Origin of the sequence: Streptomyces sp. ADI95-17, from assembly GCF_003846175.1 — a bacterium.
GTDB lineage: Bacteria > Actinomycetota > Actinomycetes > Streptomycetales > Streptomycetaceae > Streptomyces > Streptomyces sanglieri.
The window spans coordinates 774,460-794,954 of sequence record NZ_ML123050.1; the positions used below are offsets into that span (position 1 = coordinate 774,460).

Sequence of the window (20,495 nt, forward strand, 5' to 3'; positions counted from 1 at the left end):
CTGGCGGCGGCCCGGCCGGGCGGATCATCCGCCCGACCGGCCGGGCGGCCCTACGGCCGCAACCAGGCCGCGGTGTCCCTCGGGAGCCGTCCCTGCCCGTCCAGCGGTCCGCTGAGGAGAAGGACGTCCGTGTGTTCGGGCAGCTCCACGGGCCCCTCCCCCAGATTGACCACACAGACCGGTCCGCCGGTCCGGGCAAACGCGAGCACACCGGGTGCGGAGGGCAGCCAGGTCAGCTGCCGGCCCCCGGCCCCCGCCGTGCGGAAGCCGGGCTCGGTCCGGCGCAGCCGCAGCGCCTCGCGGTAGAGGCTGAGCATCGACCCGGGGTCGGTGCGCTGCCGGTCGGCGGCGTACGAACTCCAGTCGGGCGGCTGCGGAAGCCATGGCTCCGTGGTGCAGCCGAATCCGGCGTACGGTGCCCGCGCGGACCACGGCAGCGGTACCCGGCATCCGTCCCGTCCCGGGTCGGTGCCGCCCGAGCGCAGGTGCATCGGGTCCTGGATCCGGTCGCGCGGGATGTCGGCCTCCGGGAGTCCCAGTTCCTCGCCCTGGTAGAGGTAGACCACGCCGGGCAGGGCGAGCGACAGCAGTGCCGCGGCCCGGGCCCGCCGGCCGCCCAGTGCCAGGTCCGTCGGCGTGCCGAAGGTCTTGGTGTGGAAGGCGAATCCGGTGTCCTCACGGCCGTACCTGGTGGCGGTCCGGGTCACGTCGTGGTTGCACAGGACCCAGGTGGCGGGGGCACCGACCGCGGCGTGTTCGGCGAGCGTGTCGTCGATCGTGGAGCGCAGCCGCCCGGCGTCCCAGGGGCAGGCCAGGAAGTTGAGGTTGAAGGCGGTGTGCAGTTCGTCCGGGCGCAGATAACGGGCGAAGCGCTCGCTGTCCGGGAGCCAGACCTCACCGACGAAGACCGCCCCGTACTCGTCGGCGATGGCCCGCCAGGAGCGGTAGATGTCATGGAGTTCGTCGCGGTCGGAGAACGGGTGCGGGTCGCGGCCCTCGACGAAGTCGGGCAGCGCGGGGTCCTTGGCGAGCAGGGCCGCCGAGTCGATCCGTACGCCCGACACACCCCGCTCGAACCAGAAGCGGAGCACGTCCTCGTGTTCCTGGCGGACCGTCGGGTGTGCCCAGTTGAGGTCGGGCTGCTGCGCGGCGAACAGGTGCAGGTACCACTCGCCGTCCGCGAGCCTGGTCCATGGGACGCCGCCGAATTCGGAGACCCAGTCGTTGGGCGGCAGTTCGCCGTCCGGGCCGCGCCCGGTCCGGAAGTGGAACAGTTCCCGCTCGGGGCTGCCCGGCCCGGCGGCGAGGGCCGCGCGGAACCACGCGTGCTGGTCGGAGACATGGTTGGGGACGATGTCGACAATCGTTCGGATGCCCAGTTCACGGGCGTCCGCGATCAGTCCCTCGGCCTCGGTGAGGCTGCCGAACGCGGGATCGATGGCGCGGTAGTCGGCCACGTCGTATCCGCCGTCGGCGAGCGGCGACAGATACCAGGGGGTGAACCAGATCGCGTCCACGCCCAGTTCGACGAGGTGGGGCAGCTTGGCGCGTACTCCCGCGAGATCGCCGGTTCCGTCACCGTCACCGTCGGCGAAGCTGCGTACGTAGATCTGGTAGATGGCGGCGTCCCGCCACCATTCCACGGTGACCTGGGGCGCGGGGCCGGCTGCCACGTTGGCCTTCCTTTCGCGGGGAGTTGGCACGAAGTCCTCGGCCGGAACTCCGCCGGCGCGTGCCACACTCAACCACCGCACACGGTGGAGATCAACGTCTCGCGTGGATCACGCGCGATCGGCCGTCCACCGGTACCGGACGTCCGGTACCCGCTCCTCGTTGCGGCTGCCGTCGTCGAACTCGACGGCGGTGAACCCGTGCCGCTCGTAGAAGGCCCTGGCGTCCGTATTTCGCTGGAAGACGTACAGCGTGAGCTCACCGGCCGCGAGCCGGCGCGCCTCGGCCAGGAGCAGCGAGCCGATGCCCCGGCGCCGAACGTCGGGGCGCAGGTACAGGTGTTCCAGCTCGGTTCCGTCGAGGGAGGCGAAGCCCAGCAGTTCCCCGGTGCCGGTCTCGGCGATCCGCACCGTCGTGCCGGGCAGCACCACATGGGTCATCCAGGCGAGTGTGTCCTCGTCGCTGTGGACCTTCGGCAGATACGGCATCGACGCGGCACGCGAGTCGAGGAAGAGCCGGGTCAGCGGCCCGGCGTCCGCCGCGGTGGCCTCGCGCAGCAGTACCCGGCCGTCCGGCCCGGAATCGTCTCGTGACATCTCGTCTCTCCTGGTCCGGCAGGAAACCCGCCGTCGTACGCGATCCGCGGTGAACCGCTCGTGGTCGCGGACGAACCTATGCCGGGGCCCAGCCCGGCCGCCAGCGGAATTCGGCGGGGCAGTCACGGACCGGTGCGGGCCACCCGCGAAAATGTGACGGGGGAACACCGAACGACCGACCGACACGGAGGAGTGGGCAGATGCCGCACGAACGAGCTGGACAGCCGGCCCGGCCGGAGGATCTCATCGATGTGGCCCGGCTGGTGACGTCGTACTACGCGCTGCACCCGGACCCGGCCGAGCCGGACCAGCGGGTGGCGTTCGGCACCTCCGGTCACCGCGGGTCGTCCACGGCCACCGCGTTCAACGAGGACCACATCGCCGCCACCAGCCAGGCCATCAGCGAGTACCGGGCCATGCAGGGCACCGACGGGCCGCTCTTCCTCGGCGCCGACACCCACGCGCTGTCGGAGCCGGCCCGGATCACCGCCATCGAGGTGTTCGCCGCCAACGACGTGACCGTGCTCATCGATCCGGCCGACGGCTACACCCCGACCCCGGCCGTCTCGCACGCGATCCTCGGCCACAACCGGGGCCGGACGGCACGGCTCGCCGACGGTGTGGTGGTCACCCCGTCCCACAACCCGCCCGGTGACGGCGGGTTCAAGTACAACCCGCCGAACGGCGGCCCGGCCGGCTCCGACACCACGGGCTGGATCCAGGAGCGGGCCAACGAGATCATCGCCGCCGGGATGAAGGACGTGCGCCGGCTGCCGTACGCCCGCGCACGGGCGGCGTCGACCACCGGGACGTACGACTTCCTCGGCAACTACGTGGCCGACCTGCCGTCCGTGCTCGACCTGGACGCGGTCCGGGCGGCCGGAGTACGCATCGGCGCCGACCCGCTGGGCGGCGCGTCGGTGGCGTACTGGGGGCGGATCGCCGAGCAGCACCGGCTCGATCTGACGGTCGTCAATCCGCTGACCGATCCCACCTGGCGGTTCATGACGCTGGACTGGGACGGAAAGATCCGGATGGACTGCTCGTCGCCGTACGCGATGGCCTCGCTGATCGGGCAGCGCGACCGCTACCAGATCGCGACCGGGAACGACGCCGACGCCGACCGGCACGGCATCGTGACACCGGACGCCGGGCTGATGAACCCGAACCACTACCTCGCCGTCGCCATCGACTACCTGTACGCCCACCGGGAGCGGTGGCCCGCGGCCGCGGGGGTCGGCAAGACGCTGGTGTCCTCGGGAATGATCGACCGGGTCGCCACCGGTCTCGGCCGTGAGCTGGTCGAGGTGCCGGTCGGCTTCAAGTGGTTCGTGGACGGCCTGGTCGACGGATCGCTCGGGTTCGGCGGCGAGGAGTCCGCCGGGGCCTCGTTCCTGCGCCGCGACGGTTCGGTGTGGACGACCGACAAGGACGGCATCATTCTGGCGCTGCTCGCCTCGGAGATCCTCGCGGTGACCGGTGAGTCGCCGTCCGAGCGCTACGCCGCGCTCACCACCCGGTTCGGCGAGCCGGCGTACGCCCGGATCGACGCTCCCGCCGACCGCGCGCAGAAGGCGGTCCTCGCGCGTCTCTCCCCCGAGCAGGTCACGGCCGACACGCTGGCCGGTGAGCCGGTCACGGCCGTGCTGACCCGGGCGCCCGGCAACGGCGCGCCGATCGGGGGCATCAAGGTGACCACCGAGAACGCCTGGTTCGCGGCGCGCCCCTCGGGCACCGAGGACGTGTACAAGATCTACGCGGAGTCGTTCCTGGGCGCCGGACATCTCGGCCGGGTGCAGGAGGAGGCCAGGGCAGTGGTGTCGGCGGCGCTGGGGTCCTGAGCCGGGCCGGGGCGGCTTACGGGCCGCCCCGGCCGTCCGCGCGGGTTCAGCGCACCACGTCGACGAAGACCGGGTTGGTGTAGAACCAGGTGTCGAGCCACGGGTTGCCCTGTCCCGGCTCGTGCGGCAGCGGTCCGTGCGGGTCGATCGCGGAGCCGAGGAAGCCCGCTCCGTGGCGCTTGCCGTCGCTGCCGCGCAGCCGCAGGTAGAACGGCTCGTCCGCGCGCCCGACCGGGATGCGCAGGGTGTACGTGCCCCGGCGGCCCGAGACGTCGGCGGTGTGGGCGAGCCGGGTGTCGGGGGCGTGCCAGTCGTCGCGGTCGGCGGCCGGGCCGCGGACCGCGCCGCGGATGACGTCGACGTGCTCCAGGCGCGGCAGCACACCGTACGGGTTGCGGCGGGAGGCGGCGGTCACCGTGACCGTGAGGGTGAGCCGCTCACCGCGCCTGGCGCGCAGCCGGCCGCCGAGCGTGGCGCTGTTGCCGTGCTCGCCGCGCACCTTGACGTCGATGCCGTCGATGAGGTGGCCGTGGTCGACCCAGACCCGGCCGGCCCGCAGCCCCTCCATCACGTTGCGGTAGCCGTACCGGGTGACGCCGACGTGGGTACGGCTGAACTGGCCGGGCCAGAAGTCGCCGCCGGGCTGCGGTTCGGTGGTGTTGTACGGGTCGGGGAGGTGGCCGGTGTTGTCGAAGTCCCGGCCGGGCGGCCACTCGCCGTTGACCCAGGTGTCCTGGGCGACACGGTGGACGTCGGAGTTGGAGGTGATCGTGAAGAGCTTGCCCTCAGCGAGCATCGCGTCCCACAGGCCGCCGACGGTCGCGGTCGCCCAGTCGAAGCCGCCGTAGGTGACGTATGCCTCGCGCGGGTAGCCGGGCCAGGAGTCGGCGGAGGGTGAATTCGTGTACTCGCCGCGGACGTTGGTGTCCGGGTGCCAGCCCGGGATCGCACCGGCCTGGGCGCCGGGGGCGCCCTCCATGCCGATCATGATCCCGGGTGCGGCGTCGCGCCAGCCGCGCATCTCGTGCGGGGAGTCGATGCCCAGGCGCATGGGGTGGTTGGCGAGGACGAGTACGTCGTCGACGTACCGGGTGCGGCGCTGTTCGGCCAGCCACTTGAGGGCCTTGACCGCGTGCGCCTCGTTGCGCGGGGTGTCGGGGTGCGTCGGGCCGCCGGCCGTGTAGCCGAGCAGCTTGCCGTCGAAGGCCTCCTCGAAGCGGGTGAGGAGGTCGACCTCGTGCCGTCCGGGCGGCGAGAAGACGGTGCAGTGCTCGGCGCCGGGGATGTACCACTCCAGCCCCTGGAAGATCAGCATGCGCTTGTTGTCGGCGCGGGCCTTGAGGATCTCCCGGTGCTCCTGCGCGGCACCGAACTCGGCGTGGCCGATGTTGCTGTGCTCGGTGAAGACCATCCAGTCGAGGCCGAACTTCTGCCCTGCCGAGGCGAGTTGGGAGAACGTGTACTTGGCGTCGTGGCTGTAGACCGAGTGGTTGTGGTGGTCGCCGACCAGATAGACGAGATCAGGGGCGTGGCCGTGCCCGTTCCCGTGCCCGTTCCCGTGCCCGTGCCCGTGGGACCGTCCTCCCCGGCTGTCGGCCAGCGCGGGCAGTGGCAGCGAGGCGGCGGCGAAGGCCGCGCCGAACAGACCGGCGCGGCGCATCAGCCCCCGGCGGCTGAGGCCCTGGGGGTCGAGCGACTCCGCGGGAACCTGGGGGTCGGCCCATTCGGGCACGGGGTGGGACATGACGCGTCGTTCTCCTTCGTGCGGGCGGCGACGGTCCGGGGCCGGACCGCGGGGCCGCCGACAGAAGGATTTCCTGGTTCCGGAACCATCCGGTGAACCCGGGGCGAAGTGCGGGGGTCGCCGCCGTGGCACACCGGTGGCGACCGCGCGAGGTCTACGGAGCGACGGTGTTCACGGGGTGACGATGGCGAAGCCGGGGTCGGGCTCGCCGAGGTGGCCGAGCAGTTCGTCCACCTTCGCGAGATCACCGTCGGCCTTCGCCCTCCCCTGCTCCACCAGACCGGGGACGGACGCCTCGCCCAGGAGCACGGCGCGCAGGGCGTCCTCGTCGAGCGTCACCTCGACGTCCGGCTCGCCGGCCGCGGGCCCGATGCCCGTCACATGGGTGAGCACGCCGTTGCGCAGCCGCATGGTGACGGGTTCCCGGTCCTTCACGCTCCAGCGGACGCAGATGTCCGCGTCCCAGCTGCGGGGTCCGTCGACACGGATGGCGAGGGCGTCGAAGAGCTGGTCGAGCGTCAGGGCGCGCATGAAATCGGGGGCCGCGGTGGTGGTCGGGGTGCCGACCGGGCCGTGGCGAAGTTCCAGCGCCCCGGTGAGATAGAAATTGCGCCAGGTGCCGTTCTCGCTGCCGTAGCCGAGTTGTTCCAGGGCGTCGGCCTGGAGGTCGCGGGCCTCGGCGTTGTCCGGGTCGGCGAACACCACGTGGTTGACGACCTGGACCACCCAGCGGAAGTCTCCGGCGGCGAAGGACTCACGCGCCCGGCGCAGCACCTCGTCGGCGCCGCCCATGAACTCGACGTACCTCGTGGCGCTCTGGACCGGCGGGTGCTCCCACAGATGCGCGGGGTTCCCGTCGAACCATCCCATGTACCGCTGGTAGACGGCCTTCGTGTTGTGGCTGACCGATCCGTAGTAGCCGTGGGTGTGCCAGGCCCGTTCCAGGGCGGGCGGCATCTCCATCATCTCCGCGATCTCCAGCGGGGTGTGTCCCCGGTTGAGCATGCGCAGGGTCTGGTCGTGCAGATAGGCGTAGACGTCGCGCTGTTCGGTGAGGAACTCGACGGCGCGCTCGCGGCCCCATACGGGCCAGTGGTGCGAGGCGAAGGCGACGTCGGTGCTGTCGCCGAAGAGGCCGACGGCCTCCGTCAGGTACCGGGCCCACTCCCTCGGGTCGCGCACCTCGGCGCCGCGCAGCGTCAGGAGGTTGTGCAGGTTGTGGGTGGCGTTCTCCGCCATGCAGAGCGCCGAGCGGTCGGGGAAGTGGATGTTCAGCTCGGCGGGGGCCTCGGTTCCGGGTGTCATCTGGAAGACCATCCGGATGCCGTCCACCGACTCCGTCTGCCCGGTGCGGGTGATGTCCAGCGTGGGCGGGATCAGTCCGACGGAGCCCGTGGAGGTCGTCTGTCCGAGTCCCGCTCCGATCTGGCCCCGCTCGCCCGTCGGCAGCGCGGCACCGTACATGTAGGCGGCGCGGCGGGCCATCGCCGTGCCGGCGTAGACGTTCTCGCTGACGGCGTGCTCCAGGAACCCCCTGGGGGCGATCACCGGAACACCGCCCCCGATGTCGGCGTCGGTCACCACGCCCCGTACGCCGCCGAAGTGGTCGACGTGGCTGTGGGTGTACAGGACGCCGGTCACCGGGCGGTCACCCCGGTGTTCGCGGTACAGGGCGAGGGCGGCGGCAGCGGTCTCCGCCGAGATGAGGGGGTCGATCACCAGGACGCCCCGCTCCCCCTCCACCACCGTCATGTTGGACAGGTCGAAGCCGCGGATCTGGTAGATGCCCTCGACCACTTCGAACAGGCCGTGGTCGGCCGAGAGACGGCTCTGGCGCCACAGGCTGGGGTTGGCCTCGTCGGGGCAGTCCCCGGCGAGGAATCCGTAGGCTTCGAGGTCCCAGACCGTGCGTCCCGCGGCGTCACGGATCACCGGCTCGTCGGCGGTCCCGATGAATCCCCGGCGGGCGTCGTCGAGGTCGCGGGTGTCGTCGAAGGGGAATCGCCGCAGGATCGCGGCGTTGCCCTCCGCTATCCGGCGTTGCGCGGGCTTGCAGTCCGTCTTCCGGGTCATCTTTTCGGTCTCCCTCTCGCGCGGCCCCTCGGCCGAAGTGCGCGGACGCGTCCGGCCCACCCTCCGACGGCGGGCATCGGGGCACGATCGGGGCTGCTCCGAACGGGGGACGCGAGGGCGGGGCCGGGCCCGTTGCCGTACCGGGCCTCGTCGCCCGCCCGGAGCATCGCGGCTTGTGGGACCTGTGGCGGGGTTCCACGATGGCGGTCTCGGACGTGACGGCATCGGGGTCAGGAGAGGTATGAGCAGCGCCGCATCCCCGCCCGGCCCCGCGCACTCCCCGCACGCCCCACGATGACGCCGCCCGCCCGCGCCCGGGCACCCCGCCGCAGCAGGGGCTCCAACCGGGCCCGCAACGTACGCAGCCGCGGCGCGGCCGTTCTGCTGGTCGTGCTGGGCGCCTTCCTCGGGTGGGCCGTACCCCGCTGGGAGCAGCATCTGCCGTCGACGGGGCTGGGGTTCGACGCGTCGACGGCGCAGGCGACGCTCGCCGCCATCGCGGGCGGCATGATCACGCTCGCCGGTTTCATCGTCACGGCGATCACGCTCGTGATCCAGACCGTCCAGTCGATGTCGCCCCGGCTGGTCTCGGCGCTGGGGCATTTCAGCCGGTACCTGGTGCTCTTCGGACTGCTGATCGGCACCGCTCTGTACGCGCTCGTGGCCCTCAGCCAGGTGCAGAACGATCTGGTCCCCCGGGGAAGCGTCACCCTCGCCGTGGGGCTGGTGCTGGTCGATTCCGTCGTCGTGCTCCGTCTCCTGGCCTCCCTGCGGCACGCGGTGACGGGCGGCGGCCTCTCGCGCGGGGTCGCCGAACGGCTGCGCACCGTCATCGACCAGACGTATCCGCCGGGGCCCGCGGTGCCAGTGCCGCCCACCGCCGACGACACCCACCGCGGCGCCCGCGTACCCGTCGTCCACGGGGGCGGGCCGGCCGTCCTGCTCTCCGTCGACGAGCCGAGGCTGGTACGGCTCGCCGCCCGCCGCGGTCTGCGGATCCGCTTCGTCCGCGCGATCGGGGACTTCGCGGGGGCCGGTGCCACGATCGCGTTCGTGGAGCCGGTGGGCGGCGGGGGCAGTGTGGACGTCCGCCGGGCGGCGCGCGTCGCCGCCTGTGTCCGGTACGGCCCCAGCCGCACCGTGGAGCAGGACGCCGCGTACGGGTTCCGGCTGCTGGCCGACATCGCGATCAGGGCGCTCTCACCGGCCGTGAACGACCCGACGACAGCGGTACAGGCCCTGGACCAGATCGAGGACGCGCTCCTGCGGCTGTCGCGACGCTCCCTGGGCGACGCCTGGCTGCTCGACGGCAGCGGCACTCCCCGGGTGTCGTACCCGGCGCCCGGCTGGGCGGACTTCGTCTCCCTCGCCCTGGACGAGACGCTGCTGTACGGCTCGTCCAACCCGCAGGTCGTCCGGCGCCTTCGCGCGCTGCTGGAGCACGTGACCGCCGCCGCGCCGCAGTCGCGCAGGCCGGAACTCGCCCGGCGCACGGCCGCGTTGGATCGCCTGTCCGCGACGGCCCTCTCCGACCCCCTGCTGTCTGCGGTCGCGGACGTCCCCGACCACCAGGGTCTGGGCGGCTCGGCCCCTCGGGGGGACTCCCCCGGCTGAGGCCGGAGCGGTGTCCGTGGTCCGCACCGGGCCGCCGCCCATGTGTCATGGAGCCACCGGCCGACTGCCGGCGTCCGCGTCGTCGGTACCGCCCTCGGCGTTGTCCGGTGCGTTGTCCTCAGTGTTGTCCGGTGCGTTGTCCTCGGTGTTGTCCGGTGCGTTGTCCGGGGCCAGGGAACGGATGCGGGGTATCGGCGAGGGCAGCAGCCAGAGCAGCGACAGGGCTCCGCCGACGGCGGCGACGAGCAGCGTGGCCCGCAGGCCGACGAGGGTGGCGAGCAGCCCGCCGACGACGGCGCCGACGGGGCGTATGCCGTAGTTGATCGTGCTGTACGCACCGGCCACCCGGCTGCGCATGCCGTCGGGGATCACCGCGGCCTGGAGGGAGTTGAGGTTGACGTCGAACAGCATGACGCCGAAGCCCGAGACGAACTGGGCCGCGGCCAGGGCTCCGGCGCGGAGCCAGAGCGGGCCGCCCGCGGCGGCGGCGATGGCGAGCGGCGCCGGGAACAGCACCGCACCCAGGGAGATGCTGCGCCCCACGCCGAAGCGGAGCGAGATCCTCGGGGCGAGCACCGCGCCGAGGAGCGCACCGGTCGCGCCGATCCCGAACGCGATGCCGATCACTCCGGCGGAGAGTCCGAGGCTCCGGCTGGCGTACAGCACGAACAGTCCGCTGCCCGCCACGAAGGTGAAGAAGTTGACGGTGGCCGCGCAGCCGAGCCCGGCCCGCAGTACCGGATGCCGGACGACGAAGGCCAGGCCGTCCCTGGCGCGCCGCAGCAGTGAGGGCTCCGCGGTGGCGGCGGCCGGCGGTTCGGCGACCGGGACCCTGCTGATCAGGACCGCCGACGCCAGGAACGTCAGGGCGTCCACCACTATGGCCACGGGCGCGGTCAGCACCTGGACCAGTGGGCCGCCGATGGCCGGTCCCGCGACGAACGACACGGACCGGGCGGCGCTCAGCTTGCTGTTGGCGTCGACGTAGGAAGCGCGCGGCACCAGGCGCACGAAGAACGGCGGATAGGCGGTGTTGAACAGCACTCCCGCGGCGCCGGTCAGCAGCGCCACGACGTACAGCTGCCCCAGGGTCACCGCGTCCAGGAGGTAGGCCGCCGGGAGGCTGAGCAGCACCGCGGCCCGCACCAGGTCGGCGAGGATCATCAGTCGGCGTTTGCGGGCCCGGTGGTCGACCCAGGCCCCCAGGACCATGGCCAGCAGGTTCGGCGTCCAGATGAGCGCGGTCAGCCACGCCACCTCGTTGGCTGTGGCGTCCAGGGCGCCGACGGCGATCAGGGGCAGGGCCAGCTCGGTGATCCGGTCGCCGAACTGCGAGACGGACTGACCGGCCCAGAAGCGGCGGAACCGCCGGTCCCGCCACAGCGATGGCTCGGCGCTCCGCGCCGGGCCGGTCACGGTGTCCGCCCGGTCTGCTCCTCGGCGCCTTCCGGCAGGACGTAGCGCAGCAGCCGGACGCCGCGGGCCCCGGCGGGCCGCTCGGCCACGTCGCGGGTGACGTAGGGCGCGAGAAGGCGCTCGATGCCGTCCTCGATGGCCGCGAGTTCCTCGGCGGAGACGACGACGCGGGTGTTGGCCAGCCCGGCGTGCCCGAGCCAGGCCGGGTCGAGTCCGGGTTCGACCTCGGCGGCCCATCGTTCCGGGAGGCCGGCGGAGCGCCGGAACATCTCCTGCGACAGCACCCGCGCGGCCGACCGGCCCTCCTCGTCGGCCGGGTCCTGCGGCGTCTCGAACCGGAAGCCGCTCGCCACCGCCTCCCACCGCCGTTGACGGCGGTCCGGGCCCGGTTCGCTGTCGCGGACCAGTCCGAAGCCTGCCAGGTGGCGCAGATGCCAACTGGTCACGGATGGAGTCGCTCCCACGTCGGGCGCGAGCTGTGTGGCGGTCGCGGGCCCGTGCCGCTGAAGGTGGTCGAGGATTGCCAGCCGCACCGGATGTGCCAGTGCCCGCATGGCCTGCGGATCGGTGATCTCGATATCGCCCAGTCGGTTATTGGAATCCATAACGTGAGAGCTTCCTCTCATAATATGTGAGAGTCAACTCTCACATCTGTGCTCCGAGCGGCCTGCGGGCGGCCCCCGGTGGCGAAGTCCGCAGGGTGCGCCGACGCTTGTCCCTAACCTGCCGATCCGGGCGGGCGGCGGAGCCTGATGGGGGTGAATCCGTGTCGGACGTGTCGGACGCCGGTGCGCCGGTGCCCGCTTCGGCAGGGGCCGACGACATGGCGGCGGCGATCCTGCACAGCCTGTTCACCCAGTCCGCCGTGGGGCTGCATGTCCTGGACACGCAGTTGCGGGTGGTGCGGACGAACGTCCTCTCCGACGCCGTTCCGGCCGAGCGCCTGGCAGGGCAGTACTTCACCGACGCGTACCGGGTGGAGCGGCCGCACGAGGCGGAGCGGGTGCTGCGCGAAGTGCTGGACAGCGGGGTGGCCGTGCGCGATCTGGTGGTCCGCGGCCGGCTCGCGGACAGTCCCGGCCGCGATCGCAGTCTCAAGGTCTCCGTCCACCGGCTGGACGACGCGCGGGGGCGGACGCTCGGGCTGCTGGCCACGCTCGTCGACGTCGACGAGCAGGAGAAGGCGCGCACCCGGGCGGCCTGCCTGGCCGCGGTGCGTACCCGGGTGGGCAGGTCGCTCGATGTGGCGGCCACCTGCGAGGGGCTGGTGACGGCCGTGGTGCCGGTCTTCGCCGACCTGGCCGTCGTCGAGGTGGTGGACGAGGTGCTGCGAGGGTCGGATCCGCCGCCGGGGCCGTTGGGGCACGATGTGCCGCTGCGCCGGGTGGCCCTGCGGGGTCACGGTGCGGACGGCCACCGGGACGGCCTCGTGGGCGAGATGCGCCGGCTGCCCGCCCGTACGCCCTACGCACTGGCCGTGTCGGACCTCCGGCCCCGCCTGGTACGGATCGGTGCCCGTACGCCCTGGCTCGGCACGGCCCCCGAGAGCGCGCGGCTGATCGAGGCGACCGGGGCCCACTCCATGATCGTGGTGCCGCTGAAACTGCACGGCGCGGTCCTCGGCCTGGTGAGCCTCTACCGGTGCCGGGACTCGGAGCCCTTCGAGGAGAACGATCTCCCGCTGACACTGACGGCCGCCGCCCATGTCGCCCTCAGCATCGACAACGCACGGCAGTACGAGCGCGACCATGTGATCGCGTCCATCGTCCAGCGCCGACTCCTGCCGCAGAGCGACGACGACAACGTCGCCCTGGAGACCGCCCATGTCCTGCTGCCCGGACGCAACAGCGGCTCCTGGTTCGACACCATCGGTCTCTCCGGTGCCCGCACCGCGCTGGTGGTCGGCGCCGTCGAGGGTCCGGGGCTCCAGACGGCCATCACCATGGGCCAGCTGCGGACCGCCCTCCACGCACTGGCCGGTCTCGACCTGGAGCCCGACGAGGTGCTGGCCAGGCTGGCCGACACCGCCGACCGCCTGGCCAGGGAGCGGGAGGCGCTGCCGCCCGCGGACCGGCTGCTCGGGCAGTCCCTCACGGCCACGTGCATGTACGCCGTCCACGACCCGTTCGCCGGCACCTGCACCATCGCCCGGGCGGGGGACGCGACCGCGGGTCTCCTCGCCCCCGACGGCAGCACGGTCCCGCTGGACGTGCCCGAGGGCCCCCGGCTCTTCTCCGTCGACAGCGCCCCCTTCGCCACCGGCACGTTCGCGCTCGACGAAGGCAGCGTCCTGGCGTTCTTCTCCGGCACCCCCATGCCCGAGGGCCGGCGGCCGGCCGGTCTGCGCGAGGCCCTCTCCGATTCCGGCCGCGGCCTTCAGGACCTGTGCGACGACGTGGTCTACAACCTGCCGGCCGACGCGCACCGGGAGGGCGCGGCCCTGCTCCTCGCCCGCACCGGCGCCGTCCCGCCGGACCGGTTCTCGACCTGGGAGCTGCCCAGCGACCGGACTTCCCCCGGCGTCGCCCGCACGCTCGTGCGCGACCGGCTCGACGGCTGGCACCTCGACGAGGAGACGATCGAGGCGACCGAGCTCATCGTGAGCGAACTGGTCACCAACGCGGTGCGCTACGGCACCCCTCCACTGCGGCTCCGGCTGATCCTGGACCGCACGCTCACCTGCGAAGTGCACGACGGCAGCCCGGTCTCGCCCCATCTGCGCCACGCCCGCACCGTCGACGAGGGCGGGCGCGGGCTGTTCATCGTCTCCCAGCTCGCCGCCCACTGGGGCACCCGGTACGGCACCGACGGCAAGACCCTGTGGACCGAGCAGGAGATCGGGCCGGACGCGGACGGCTCCTGACCGGCGCGGGGCGGCTCCGGCGGGCAGCCGCCCGGCCGCGCGCCGGGCCATTGCACCCGGGGAACAACAGTGGTTGGCTGGACAACGGAAGATATGAATCGGGGTTCAGATCATGACCTACCGACCCACCGCCCGCACGGAGGCGACCCGCCTCGCCCACCGTGAGCGACTGCTCGACGCGGCGCGGCAGCTGCTCGCGGAGGGCGGATACCCGGCGGCCGGCATCTCCGCGCTCGCCCGGCGGGCCGGCGTCGCCACCGGCAGCGTGTACAACCACTTCGCCTCCAAGCAGGAGCTGCTCGCCGCGGTCTTCCGGCACGTCGCGGGCCATGAGCTGAGCGCGGTACGGGGGGCCGTGCAGGCACGGAGCGGTTCCACCGAGCAGCTGAGCGCGCTCGTCGAGGTCTTCTCGTACCGCGCGCTGAGCAGCCCCCGTACGGCCTGGGCACTGCTGGCCGAACCGGTCGACCCGCTCGTCGAGGAGGAGCGGCTCACCTACCGGCGCGGCTACCACCTGCTCGCCGAGACGGTCATCGTCGCGGGCATCTCGGCGGGCGAACTGCCCCAGCAGAACGCTCAGTTGTCGGCCGCCGCCGTGATCGGGGCGGTCGGCGAGGCGCTGCTCGGCCCGCTCTCGCCGGTCGGCGCGCGAACGGATCCGGAGCCCGTCGTGGCGAGCGTCACCGCGCTGTGCCTCAGAGCGGTCGGGGCCCGGAGTACCTGAACCCGGGCCGCCCGCCGCCGTACCGATTCCCCCGACTCGCTTCCCCCGCCGCGCCGACCATCCACCAGAACCCTCGACCCAGGACAGGACCACCCGCCATGACCGTCACCCAGCACCGGACCGACCCGCGGCCGGGGGCCCCCGCGCCGCACCTCACCCACGAGGTCACCAACCAGGCACCGCCCCGGGTGGACCTCGACGAGTACGGCACCAACCTGCCGCTCGCCGAGGCCGTCCGCACCTTCGGGGCGGCCTGGCACGAACCGGAACTGCACGGGATCGGCACCCTGGTCGGCTCCGGACGGTTCCAGCTCAACACGGAGCTCGCCCATACCTCGCCGCCGGCCCTGCGCACCCACGACCGGTACGGGAACCGCGTCGACGAGATCGACTTCCACCCCGCGTACCACGAGATCATCGGCGCGGCGGTCGCCCACGGCACGCACACCGCGGGCTGGGCCGACCCGAAGCCCGGGGCGGCGGTGGCGCGGGCGGCGTCGTTCATGCTGTTCACCCAGATCGAGCCCGGCCACGGCTGCCCGATGTCCATGTCGCACGCCGTGGTCCCGGTCCTCCAGCGCGACCCGGACGTGGGCCGGGACTGGCTGCCGGGTCTGCTCAGCCGCTCGTACGATCCCCGGCTGGTCGCTCCGGGCAGCAAGTCCGGGCTGACCTTCGGCATGGGGATGACGGAGAAGCAGGGCGGCTCCGACGTACGCGCCAACGCCACGCGGGCCGTCCCGCTGGCCTCCGACCCCGAGGGCCGGGCCCATCTGCTGACCGGTCACAAGTGGTTCTTCTCCGCCCCGCAGTCGGACGCCTTCCTGGTGCTGGCCCAGGCCGAGGCCGGGCTGACCTGCTTCCTCGTGCCGCGGGTGCTGGCCGACGGCACCCGCAACACGGTCCGGATCCAGCGGCTGAAGAACAAGCTCGGCAACAAGTCGAACGCCTCCTCCGAGGTGGAGTTCGACGGAACCTGGGCGGTACGGGTGGGCGAACCCGGCCGCGGTGTCCCGACCATCATCGAGATGGTCAACCACACCCGGCTCGACTGTGTGCTGGGCACCACCGCGGGGATGCGCCAGTCGGTGTCCGAGGCGATCTGGCATGCCCGGCACCGCAGCGCCTTCGGTGCCCGGCTGGCCGACCAGCCGGCCATGACGGCGGTCCTCGCCGATCTGGCGCTGGAGACGGAGGCCGCGACCTGGACCTCGCTGCGGCTGGCCCACGCGTACGAGAGCGGCAGCGGTGAGTCCGAGGAGATGTTCCGCCGGCTGGCCACCGCGGTGTCCAAGTACTGGATCTGCAAGCGCGGCCCGCACCACGCCTACGAGGCGCTGGAGTGCCTGGGCGGCAACGGCTACACCGAGGACTGGCCGCTGGCCCGGCGCTACCGCGAGCAGCCGGTGATGGCGGTGTGGGAGGGCTCCGGCAACGTCATCGCCCTCGACGTGCTGCGGGGCATCGGGCGCACTCCGCAGTCGCTGGACGTCTTCTGGGCCGAGCTGGAGACCACGGCCGGTGCCAGTTCCGTACTGGACGCGCATGTCGGCCGGTTGCGCCGGGAGCTGGCCGAGGACCTGCGCGACCCGCTGGCGGCGCAGACCCGGGCGCGGGCGTCGGTCGAGGGCATGGCGCTGGCCCTGCAGGCCTCGCTGATGCTCCGTCACGCACCGGCCGCGTCGGCCGAGGCGTTCGTGGCCGCCCGGCTCGGGGAGGGACGCGGCAACCAGTACGGCATCCTGCCGCGCGGCACCGACGCCGCGGCGATCGTGGAGCGGCACTTCGGCGCCGACGGCTGAACCCTCGGCCGGGTACGCCGGACGGGCGGACGGACCGGGGAGTGCCGACGAGGTCCCGTCGCACTCCCCCGGGGCCTGCGGCGCCCGCCCGCCGTCGCCGGGCGTGGTCGGCACATCGCGCGTTAGGTTGGCCGCATGGAGTCGAGACCCCGCACCCTGTGGCTGCGCACCGAGCCCCTCCACGCAGTGGTCTACTTCGACGAGGAGTGCCGGGGCATCGGGAGACCGGTCGGTCTCAAGGGCTTCTGGACGGGGTACTTCGCCACTCGTACGGCCCCCATGGGGCGGATCCTTCCCGAGGCCGCCGCCGCGGTCCTGGGGGTCTTCGCACCGGGCATGGTGGCCCGCGCACTGCCCGGCGCGTGGCGTGTCGTCACCCCCGAGAAGCTCACCGACCTGCGTGCCCGGCTGGCCGCCGGTGCGCTGCGCCGGCTGGTCCCGGGCATCGACTCCCTCGCCGGCCGGCTCGTACCGCCGCTCGCCGCGATGGTGGCGGACGCCGCCGCACCGGCCCGCCCGCTGTTCGCCGCCAACCGAGCGCTGTGCGACCGCACCGACCCGGTGGAGAACCTGTGGCAACTCACCACCGCGCTGCGGGAGTTCCGGGGTGAAGCGCACATCGCCGCGCTCGCCGACCACGGTCTCGACGCGCCCGAGGCACTGGTGCTCGCCGCGGCCACGGGGCGGGTCCCGCGCGAGGGCATCCGGCTCGACCGCGGCTGGAGCGAGGCGGAGTGGGCGGACGCCGGGGAACGGCTGCGCTCCCGGGGCCTGATCGACGCGGAGTCGGCCGCCACACCGCGCGGCCGCCGGGAGCGGGAGCTCGTCGAGGACACCACCGACCGGCTGGCCGCCCGCCTGCTGCGCCCGCTCACCGAGAGCGCGGTGGACGAGCTGCTCGCCGACCTGGAGCTGCCGACCCGGCTGGTGCTGGGGGCGGAGCTGCTGCCGTTCCCCAACCCGATCGGACTGCCCCGGCCGGTCTAGGGTTCGGGCACGGGGTCCGGGCGGGTCCGGACCAGCAGGATCACCGAGCACACCGCCGCGAAGGCGCACCAGGTCGACACGAACTCCAGCCGCCACAGCGCCACACAGACGACGGCCCCGGCTGCGGCCGGCGCCCCGAGCGACCTCAGCACCGGGTCACCGGACAGGAGCAGGGCGCCGACCGTGGCCAGGAGATATCCGGTGACGAGCAGTCCGGAACGGGGCAGGTCCAGGGCGTAGCCGAGGGTGTGGCCACGGATCTCGGCGGTCACCGGGCGGGTCGCCAGGCTGTACGCCAGCGGCACACGGCGGTGGCGACGGCGGCCGCGACGGGGATCAGCAGTCGGCGCCGGGCCTGCGGCGGGGCGGCGCACAGCACCCCCAGCGCGACCCACAACGGCAGTACGGGCAGGGCGACGACGGCCCAGGCGAGGGTGGCGGGGCCGGTTGCGCCGCCCGAGCGCCAGATCACGGACTCGATGATCTGGTGGGCGCCGAGCAGCAGCGGCAGCGCCGCCAACGGCAGGTCACGCACCCGCCGCACCCGCGCGACGCACGCCACCCCGATGGCGGCGATGCCCGTGCCGGCGACGAGGTCGGCGGTCGCACTCCAGCACATGGCGTCCCCCATGGACCCGGCGGTACGGAACCGGTCGCTTCCGTGGGCGACGCTACGGCTCCTGGGGCGGTCAGCCGCTGTGACACGTGCGGCACAGTCCGCCGCAGCGGCAGTGGCGGCAGCCGCGCCGGGCGAGCAGCACGGCGAGTGCGGCGAGTGCGGCCACGGCGAGGGTCCGCGCGGCGCGCCGTGCCACCGGTCCGCCCGCCGCGCGCAGCAGATCGATCGGCTCTACCCCGTCCGTCGGCGCGGTGTCCGTCACACTGTCCGACGTGTCGGCGGCGGCACCCGCCGCGGGTGTGGCGGAAGTGGCGGGTCGTGTCGCGGACAGCCGCTGTGCGAGGCAGTCGGCGAAGCGGCCGAGGAGGCCGTCGCTCACATCGCTCATGACGCCGCGGCCGAACTGGGCCGGCCGTCCGGTGACGGTGAGGTCGGTGGTCACGGAGACGGTCGTGGTGCCGTCGTGCTCGGTCAGGGTGCCGGTCACCGTGGCGCTCGCCGTGCCCTGGCCGCGTACTTCGTTGCCCCGGGCGGACAGGACCATGCGGTGGGCCGCGTCGTCCTTCTCCAGGAAGGTCGCCGTGCCCCGGTAGGTCACGGTGATCGGTCCCACCCGCACCTTCACGGAGCCCTTGACGGTGTCGCCGTCGAACTCCTCCACGGTCGCGCCCGGCATGCAGTGCGAGACGCTTTCGATGTCGAGCAGGGTCCGCCAGGCCTCGTCGGCCGGGACGGGCACGGTGAATGAGTTCTGCAGCTGCATGGTCGGCTCCTCACATGAATCACACCGGTCTCACCGGTCGCACCGGTCTCGAAGAAGGCCCGGGACCGTCCCGGTCCGGGGCATGGCGGTGGATCGCCCCGGCCGTGTCCGTGAGCGGGCTGCCCGTGCCGCCCCAGCGCAGGGCCACGATCTCCGCGGCGATGGAGACGGCCACCTCCTCCGGGGTGCGTGCCCCGAGGTCGAGGCCGATGGGGGAACGCAACCGGGTCAGTTCGCCGTCGCCCAGACCCGTCTCGCGGAGCCGGGCCAGGCGGTCCTCGTGCGTCCGGCGGCTGCCCATGACGCCGATGTAGGCGGCCGGGGTGCGCAGTGCCACCTCCAGCAGCGGTACGTCGAACTTGGGGTCGTGGGTGAGTACGCACATCACGGTCCGCCCGTCGGTCTCCGTTTCGCGCAGATACCGGTGCGGCCAGTCGACGACGACCTCGGCGTCGGCGGGGAAGCGCCGGGCGTCGGCGAAGGCGGGGCGGGCGTCGCAGACGGTGACCCGGTAGCCGAGGAACGCGCCGATCCGGGCCACCGCCGCCGCGAAGTCGATCGCGCCGAAGACCAGCATCCGGGGCGGCGGGGCGAACGACTGGAGGAAGACCGCGACGTCGTCCTCGCGCCGCTCGCCGTTCGGCCCGTAGTGCCGCAACCCCGTCGCGCCCTGGGCGAGTTCCCCCCGCGCGTCGGCGGTCACCGCGGCGTCCAGGCCGCTCGCGCCCAGCGATCCCGACACGGTGTCCGGCCGGACCGCGAGAGCGGCCCCGTGCGGTGCGGGTCCGTCGGTCACGGTGGCGGCCACCACCGGGCGGTGTGCGGCGACCGCCGCGGCCACCTCGCCGAAGGTGGGGTCGGCCGCCGCCGTGACCGGGCGCACGAGGAGGGTGATCTCGCCGCCGCAGGTGAGCCCGACGGCGAAGGCGTCCTCGTCGCTGTAGCCGAAGGTCTCCAGCCGGGCCCGGCCGGTCTCCACGACTTCCTTGGCGAGTTCGAAGACCGCTCCCTCGACGCAGCCGCCCGAGACACTGCCCACGACCTCGTCGTCCGGGCCCACGGCCATCGCCGCGCCGGGGCCGCGCGGTGCGCTGCGGCTCACCGCGACGACGGTGGCGAGCCCGAACGGCTCCCCCGCGGCGTACCAGCGGCCGAGCACCGGCAGGATCTCACGCATCGGACGCCACCCCCCGTACCACTGCGGCCAGTTGCTCCAGGGCCGCCAGACTGTGCCCTTCGACGAACGCGTCCACGTGCGGCAGCGCGGCCGCCATGCCCGCCGCGAGCGGTGCGTAACCCGGCTGCGCCTTGCGGGGGTTGGCCCACACCACGCGGTGCGCCAGCCGGTGCAGTCGGCCCATCTGGTCGGCGAGCAGCGCGGGGTCGGCGCGCTCCCAGCCGTCGGAGAGGACGACCACCACCGCTCCCCGGGCGCAGGAGCGCTGCCCCCAGCCGTCGAGGAAGGCGCGGAGCATCTCGCCGAGCCGGATGCCGCCGCTGCGGTCGGGGACGGCGGCGGCGACCGCGGCCAGTGCGGTGTCCGGGTCCCGGTGCGCCATCTCGCGGGTCACCCGGGTCAGCCGGGTGCCGATGGTGAAGACCTCGGTGGGGGTACGGGCCGCCGGGCCGTGCGCCGCGGCGTGCGCGAAGCGCAGCAGGGCGTCCGCGTACGGGTCCATGGAGCCGCTCACGTCCAGCAGCAGCACCACCCGGCGCGGCTTGGTGACGGGGGCGCGGTGTCGCAGCCGAGCGGACCCGTCCGTCGCGTCCGTCGTGTTCGCC

General features: G+C 73.2%; 14 protein-coding genes and 2 pseudogenes. 6 read left to right on the plus strand and 10 right to left on the minus strand.

Features of this window, described 5'->3' with window-relative positions:
• Positions 1-50: 50 nt before the first annotated feature.
• Complete coding sequence (locus tag EES42_RS34255) at positions 51-1,673, minus strand: glycoside hydrolase family 13 protein (RefSeq protein ID WP_164495422.1); 1,623 nt, start codon at positions 1,671-1,673, stop codon at positions 51-53.
• A 108-nt stretch (positions 1,674-1,781) separates the two neighbouring features.
• Complete coding sequence (locus EES42_RS34260) at positions 1,782-2,267, minus strand: GNAT family N-acetyltransferase (RefSeq protein ID WP_124722086.1); 486 nt, start codon at positions 2,265-2,267, stop codon at positions 1,782-1,784.
• Positions 2,268-2,467: 200 nt separating this feature from the next.
• On the opposite strand from EES42_RS34260, the gene pgm reads away from it, so the two are divergent.
• The gene (gene pgm, locus EES42_RS34265) at positions 2,468-4,108 is read left to right on the plus strand and encodes a phosphoglucomutase (alpha-D-glucose-1,6-bisphosphate-dependent) (RefSeq protein WP_124722087.1); all 1,641 of its coding nucleotides are present in this window, start codon (positions 2,468-2,470) and stop codon (positions 4,106-4,108) included.
• A gap of 46 nt (positions 4,109-4,154) precedes the next feature.
• Here the strand turns inward: pgm and EES42_RS34270 are convergent, their stop codons facing one another.
• Together EES42_RS34270 and EES42_RS34275 are read right to left on the minus strand one after the other, a co-directional pair.
• A complete protein-coding gene (locus EES42_RS34270) occupies positions 4,155-5,852 on the minus strand; it encodes a PHP domain-containing protein (RefSeq protein WP_124722088.1) in 1,698 nt (565 codons plus the stop codon).
• Positions 5,853-6,023: 171 nt separating this feature from the next.
• The gene (locus EES42_RS34275; protein ID WP_124722089.1) at positions 6,024-7,925 is read right to left on the minus strand and encodes an alkyl/aryl-sulfatase; all 1,902 of its coding nucleotides are present in this window, start codon (positions 7,923-7,925) and stop codon (positions 6,024-6,026) included.
• A gap of 294 nt (positions 7,926-8,219) precedes the next feature.
• On the opposite strand from EES42_RS34275, the gene EES42_RS34280 reads away from it, so the two are divergent.
• The gene (locus EES42_RS34280; RefSeq protein WP_124722090.1) at positions 8,220-9,539 is read left to right on the plus strand and encodes a DUF2254 family protein; all 1,320 of its coding nucleotides are present in this window, start codon (positions 8,220-8,222) and stop codon (positions 9,537-9,539) included.
• A gap of 45 nt (positions 9,540-9,584) precedes the next feature.
• On the opposite strand, the gene EES42_RS34285 is transcribed toward EES42_RS34280, so the two are convergent.
• Both EES42_RS34285 and EES42_RS34290 read right to left on the minus strand, forming a co-directional pair.
• The gene (locus EES42_RS34285; RefSeq protein ID WP_124722091.1) at positions 9,585-10,955 is read right to left on the minus strand and encodes an MFS transporter; all 1,371 of its coding nucleotides are present in this window, start codon (positions 10,953-10,955) and stop codon (positions 9,585-9,587) included.
• Positions 10,952-11,560 (minus strand): ArsR/SmtB family transcription factor, encoded by a 609-nt coding sequence (locus EES42_RS34290; protein WP_124722092.1) that lies wholly within the window; start codon positions 11,558-11,560, stop codon positions 10,952-10,954. Before EES42_RS34290 ends, EES42_RS34285 begins: the two co-directional genes overlap by 4 nt.
• A 218-nt stretch (positions 11,561-11,778) precedes the next feature.
• Here EES42_RS34290 and EES42_RS34295 point away from each other — a divergent pair, with 218 nt between their 5' ends.
• From EES42_RS34295 to EES42_RS34310, 4 genes are all read left to right on the plus strand, one after another.
• Positions 11,779-13,818, plus strand: a complete 2,040-nt coding sequence (locus EES42_RS34295) for a SpoIIE family protein phosphatase (RefSeq protein ID WP_124722239.1) — start codon at positions 11,779-11,781, stop codon at positions 13,816-13,818.
• A 112-nt stretch (positions 13,819-13,930) separates the two neighbouring features.
• On the plus strand, positions 13,931-14,542 hold the full coding sequence (locus EES42_RS34300; protein WP_124722093.1) for a TetR/AcrR family transcriptional regulator: 612 nt from the start codon (positions 13,931-13,933) through the stop codon (positions 14,540-14,542).
• A gap of 98 nt (positions 14,543-14,640) precedes the next feature.
• On the plus strand, positions 14,641-16,344 hold the full coding sequence (locus EES42_RS34305; RefSeq protein ID WP_124722094.1) for an acyl-CoA dehydrogenase family protein: 1,704 nt from the start codon (positions 14,641-14,643) through the stop codon (positions 16,342-16,344).
• Between the two features lie 135 nt (positions 16,345-16,479).
• Positions 16,480-17,331: an SCO6745 family protein gene (locus EES42_RS34310; RefSeq protein ID WP_124722095.1), complete on the plus strand. Its 852-nt coding sequence runs from the start codon at positions 16,480-16,482 to the stop codon at positions 17,329-17,331.
• Here the strand turns inward: EES42_RS34310 and EES42_RS34315 are convergent.
• From EES42_RS34315 to EES42_RS34330, 4 genes and pseudogenes are all read right to left on the minus strand, one after another.
• Positions 17,328-17,950: pseudogene (locus EES42_RS34315) on the minus strand (DUF6629 family protein). The gene EES42_RS34310 and the pseudogene EES42_RS34315 overlap by 4 nt on opposite strands.
• 70 nt (positions 17,951-18,020) lie before the next feature.
• Entirely contained in the window at positions 18,021-18,713 is a 693-nt protein-coding gene (locus EES42_RS34320) for an SRPBCC family protein (RefSeq protein WP_124722096.1), read from the minus strand.
• A gap of 19 nt (positions 18,714-18,732) precedes the next feature.
• Positions 18,733-19,890, minus strand: coding sequence for an XdhC family protein (locus EES42_RS34325; protein ID WP_124722097.1), 1,158 nt, complete (start codon positions 19,888-19,890; stop codon positions 18,733-18,735).
• Positions 19,883-20,461: pseudogene (locus tag EES42_RS34330) on the minus strand (VWA domain-containing protein); the annotation flags it as partial. The pseudogene EES42_RS34330 and the gene EES42_RS34325, both read right to left, overlap by 8 nt.
• Between the last annotated feature and the right edge of the window lie 34 nt (positions 20,462-20,495).

Coding starts and splice junctions, on each gene's coding strand:
- EES42_RS34260 (WP_124722086.1), bottom strand. CDS start 2,267: ATGTCACGAGACGATTCCGGGCCGGACGGCCGGGTACTGCTGCGCGAG.
- pgm (WP_124722087.1), top strand. CDS start 2,468: ATGCCGCACGAACGAGCTGGACAGCCGGCCCGGCCGGAGGATCTCATC.
- EES42_RS34270 (WP_124722088.1), bottom strand. CDS start 5,852: ATGTCCCACCCCGTGCCCGAATGGGCCGACCCCCAGGTTCCCGCGGAG.
- EES42_RS34275 (WP_124722089.1), bottom strand. CDS start 7,925: ATGACCCGGAAGACGGACTGCAAGCCCGCGCAACGCCGGATAGCGGAG.
- EES42_RS34280 (WP_124722090.1), top strand. CDS start 8,220: ATGACGCCGCCCGCCCGCGCCCGGGCACCCCGCCGCAGCAGGGGCTCC.
- EES42_RS34290 (WP_124722092.1), bottom strand. CDS start 11,560: ATGGATTCCAATAACCGACTGGGCGATATCGAGATCACCGATCCGCAG.
- EES42_RS34295 (WP_124722239.1), top strand. CDS start 11,779: ATGGCGGCGGCGATCCTGCACAGCCTGTTCACCCAGTCCGCCGTGGGG.
- EES42_RS34300 (WP_124722093.1), top strand. CDS start 13,931: ATGACCTACCGACCCACCGCCCGCACGGAGGCGACCCGCCTCGCCCAC.
- EES42_RS34305 (WP_124722094.1), top strand. CDS start 14,641: ATGACCGTCACCCAGCACCGGACCGACCCGCGGCCGGGGGCCCCCGCG.
- EES42_RS34310 (WP_124722095.1), top strand. CDS start 16,480: ATGGAGTCGAGACCCCGCACCCTGTGGCTGCGCACCGAGCCCCTCCAC.
- EES42_RS34320 (WP_124722096.1), bottom strand. CDS start 18,713: ATGCAGCTGCAGAACTCATTCACCGTGCCCGTCCCGGCCGACGAGGCC.
- EES42_RS34325 (WP_124722097.1), bottom strand. CDS start 19,890: ATGCGTGAGATCCTGCCGGTGCTCGGCCGCTGGTACGCCGCGGGGGAG.